We start from the raw sequence: 3,617 nt of genomic DNA, 5'->3' as shown, positions 1-3,617 counted from the left end.
GCTTCGCCAACGCGGTCGACGGCACCGGCCGAACGAAGCTGATCATGGCGGGTGTCCAGACCGACGTCTGCCTCACGTTCACCGCTCTGACCGCGTTGAACAAGGGCTACGAGGTGTACGCCGTCGTCGATGCGTCGGCCGCGACCACCAAGGAGACCCACGACTACGCGCTGCAGCGGTTGATCCAGGCTGGCGCGATCCCGATCAACTGGCTAGCCGTCGGCTCCGAGCTACTGCGCTCCTGGACCGAGGAGAAGTACGCCGCCGGCTTCGCGAAGGTGATCTATGACCACCTTCCCTCCTGGAATCACCTGAACGCGCACACCACGAGCGTTCGCGCCTTCGCCGAGAAGTAGCACGTTCACCCGGATCGCGCGGGACGAGTCGGCCGGCCTGACTTGCCGGCCGTCTCGTGGTCCGCTCCTTTCCCTCGGTCCGGCGGTCTTCGGAGTGGTCGGTTCCCTCCACGCGGTCGCGGCACTCAGCCAGCCCGGCCCCGGCGCCTCCCCGGTCCGCGCCGAACGCCGGGTCGCGCTGCTCGTCGACGGTCTCCGCTACCGCGCCACGAAGTCCTGACCTTCAAGTCCGACGACGTGCGGCCCGGATGACCGCGCCATCGTGCGTGATGGGAGCGGTAGACGCCGCCGATGCGGTCGAGCGCCGGGCTGGTCGCGCCGAACACCGTCGCCTTCCTCGCGCGCTCAGGGTCGACGATCGGTTTGCCCACCGCGTCGATCAGGCCATCGCGCGCTGGGCTTCCACGCCCGCCGAGCTGTTGAACCGCGTGGTGGCGACGACGCCGGGGCGGCGTACGAGCGGACGGCCTCGGCGGCCAGCGACGGTCGGCCTCGACGGCGAACAGGACGTTCACGCTCTTGGACTGCACGTAGGCGATGGCCGGGTCGTAGTCACGGGACGTGAATTGCGGGGCATCCCCACAGAGTGACCGACCTCCGCTGCGCCCCCGGGCTGGTGTTCACGACTCGGGCTCCGCTGGCCGCCCGGAGGGCGGGTACAGACCGCAGGTGAACTGGAAGTGTCCCAGGTGGTTGACCGCGAACTGCACCTCGTAGCCACGCGCGTCGCGGCTGATCTCCGGTCCACCGGGGAAGCCCGCATCATTGATGAGGATCCCCCCGGGGGCGCCCGGAGTCTCGGCATGCGGCAGCGAACGCGTCGATCTTCGCCGGACCAAGAAGGTCAAGACGGCCGACGCCCACGTTGTCGATGCCGAGGACCACGGCACGTGCCCGGTCAAGGTCGCGGGGCCACCGTGGCTCCCCGAGGAATCCAGACGGACGATCGCGGCCGCATCCGTATATCGGGCCGCCACGGCCCAGGCCGTGTGCGCACTTGCGCGAGTGCGCAGCCCGTCAGGAGCTGCTCGCTGGGTCCTCGCTGGCCAGGTCGAGTTTCGCCCAGACGCGCGACAGGTCGCGCAGGTCGTCCTCGTCCAGGCGGTCGAGGAACAGCCTCCGCAGGTCACCGTACTGCTGCCGCCACGCCTTGCGCAGGAGGGTGCGCCCCTCCCCCGTCAGCACCGCGACGTAGCCGCGCCCGTCCTCGGCGGCCCGACGGCGCTCGATGAGCCCCTGGCGCTCGAGCCGGTCCGCCATCCGGGTGAAGCCGCCCGTGGACATCACGCGGCGCTTCGCGAGCTCGGACATCCGCATCCCCTTGCGGCCCGCCCTGCCCAGCAGCGACATCACGCTGTACTCGGCCATACTTACGTTCAGAGGCGCGAGCCCGGCCTCGATCTCGCGCCAGATGCCGTCGTGCGCGTACAGGAACCCCTGCCACGCGTCATCCTCGAGCGCCGAGAGGCGCGGTGTCGTCATGCCACGAACCATACCGGCCCGGAAGGCGCGACCATTGCAGAGTGTGCCTGCGCAGGCAGTACCTGACCGAGACCACCTGCGGGCGCAGACAATTTGACGGCGAGGAATATTTGCCTGCGCAGACATCTTAGTGTCTACTGATAGCCCACAGCGCGGCCACCAGTCAGCGTCGCGCCCGCCCCTCCACCTAAGGGGCCGTTCACAGGAGGACCGATATGCCCACGAACCCGCTGCACGAACCCGTCGAGCTCGGCGAGCGCGTGACCTACGACGTGCCCGCCCCGCGAGTCGCCCGCGCCACCCTGACCAGGTCCGAGCAGGGCAACCTGCAGGACGTACATCTGCTGTACCAGCTCGACGCCGCCTACCGGCGTGCCGGCGCCGACGACTCGATCTCGGTGCTCGTGCTCGCGGCCGAGGGGGACGACTTCTCGATCGGGCACGACGTGGAGGCCCTGTTCAGCACTCATGGCATGGCCCAGGTCACCCTCGAGGGCGGATTCGGCCTCGGCGGCGTGGAGGGTGACATGGCCTGGGAGGAGGAGGTCTTCCTCCAGCTCCACTGGCGCTGGCGCAACTTCCCCAAGCCCGTGATCGCCGCTGTGCAGGGACGGGTCCTGGCCGGCGGCATGATGGTCATGTGGCCCGCCGACCTGATCGTGGCCAGTGACGACACGCGTTTCGCAGACCCGGTCACCGCGTTCGGCATCGGGCAGGTCGAGCTCTTCATGCACCCGTGGGAGTTCGGCGCTCGCAAGGCGAAGGAGATCCTGCTCACCGGTGACGTCGTCACGGCGTCAGAGGCCAAGGACCTCGGCATGGTCAGCCGTGTCGTCTCGTGCGACGAACTAGAGAGCTCCGCGCTCGAGCTCGCCGAGCGGATCGCCGCGCGTCCGACCGCCGGCCTGAAGGCGGCCAAGAAGGCCGTCAACCAGACCCTGGACATCCAGGGCCAGTGGAATGCCGTCCAGGCGGCCTTCCATCTGCACACTCTCGGGCACGCGCACAGCCGGATCAAGCACGACGGCGCCTACATCGACCCCGCCGGGTTCACCCTGACCCGGGAGCTGTGGGGCCTGCCCGACACCGACGTGTGACACACCGCCGCGGATCGAGTTCCACCTCCCCCCGCCCGAGCGTTCCGCCCGAGCAAAGATCATTGAAAGGAAGTCCCACCATGAGTGACGATGTTGGCCACGCGGCCGCCCCCGCACAGAGGTCGCCGTTCGAGATTGGTCACATGACGTTCGTCGAGATCACCGAGGACCCGCGCACCAGCCGGCTACCCTCGGCGCACCAGCGCGCACGGGAGACCATCGAGCAAGCCCGACTGGCCGACCAGGTCGGCCTGGACCTGTTCGCGGCCGGCGAGCACCACCGGACCGACTTCGTCGGGTCCGCCCCACCGATGGTTCTCGCGGCGGCCGCCGAGGCCACCGAGCGGATTCGCCTGACCAGCTCGGTCACCGTCCTCAGCTCAGACGACCCGGTCCGTGTGTGGGAGCAATTCGCCACCCTCGACCAGTTCTCCGGCGGGCGGGCCGAGATCATCGCCGGCCGCGGTTCCTACACCGAATCGTTCCCACTCTTCGGCTACGACCTGGCCGACTACGCCGACCTGTTCCGCGAGAAGCTCGACCTGCTCCTCAAGATCCGCGACCGGAACCCGTTGACGTGGAGCGGGCAGTTCCGTCCGCCGCTCGACCAGGCCGACATCGGTCCCCGCGCCATGCAGGACGAGCTGCCGATCTGGGTCGGGGTCGGCGGCACGCTGGCGTC

6 protein-coding genes are annotated in these 3,617 nt (G+C 69.1%); 4 read left to right on the top strand and 2 right to left on the bottom strand.

Annotated features, from left to right (window positions below):
- The coding region (locus tag ELR45_RS35580) for an isochorismatase family protein (RefSeq protein WP_165367964.1) at positions 1-356 on the top strand (356 nt) is incomplete at its 5' end.
- Between the two features lie 94 nt (positions 357-450).
- Positions 451-576: a hypothetical protein gene (locus ELR45_RS42145; protein WP_276320710.1), complete on the top strand. Its 126-nt coding sequence runs from the start codon at positions 451-453 to the stop codon at positions 574-576.
- A 400-nt stretch (positions 577-976) separates the two neighbouring features.
- On the opposite strand, the gene ELR45_RS35575 is transcribed toward ELR45_RS42145, so the two are convergent.
- Both ELR45_RS35575 and ELR45_RS20365 read right to left on the bottom strand, forming a co-directional pair.
- A complete protein-coding gene (locus tag ELR45_RS35575; RefSeq protein ID WP_165367963.1) occupies positions 977-1,195 on the bottom strand; it encodes a hypothetical protein in 219 nt (72 codons plus the stop codon).
- Positions 1,196-1,373: 178 nt separating this feature from the next.
- A complete protein-coding gene (locus ELR45_RS20365; RefSeq protein ID WP_165367962.1) occupies positions 1,374-1,838 on the bottom strand; it encodes a MarR family winged helix-turn-helix transcriptional regulator in 465 nt (154 codons plus the stop codon).
- A gap of 215 nt (positions 1,839-2,053) precedes the next feature.
- On the opposite strand from ELR45_RS20365, the gene ELR45_RS20360 reads away from it, so the two are divergent.
- Entirely contained in the window at positions 2,054-2,935 is an 882-nt protein-coding gene (locus tag ELR45_RS20360) for an enoyl-CoA hydratase (protein ID WP_129668001.1), read from the top strand.
- A gap of 80 nt (positions 2,936-3,015) precedes the next feature.
- On the top strand, positions 3,016-3,617 hold a 602-nt coding region (locus ELR45_RS41175), incomplete at its 3' end, for an LLM class flavin-dependent oxidoreductase (RefSeq protein ID WP_240759924.1).

Source organism: Phytoactinopolyspora endophytica, assembly GCF_004138495.1.
GTDB classification, from domain to species: Bacteria; Actinomycetota; Actinomycetes; order Jiangellales; family Jiangellaceae; genus Phytoactinopolyspora; species Phytoactinopolyspora endophytica.
Note: the sequence above shows the minus strand (reverse complement) of the source record. Positions and strands in the feature narration are given on the sequence as shown.

Coding starts and splice junctions, on each gene's coding strand:
- ELR45_RS20365 (WP_165367962.1), bottom strand. CDS start 1,838: ATGACGACACCGCGCCTCTCGGCGCTCGAGGATGACGCGTGGCAGGGG.
- ELR45_RS20360 (WP_129668001.1), top strand. CDS start 2,054: ATGCCCACGAACCCGCTGCACGAACCCGTCGAGCTCGGCGAGCGCGTG.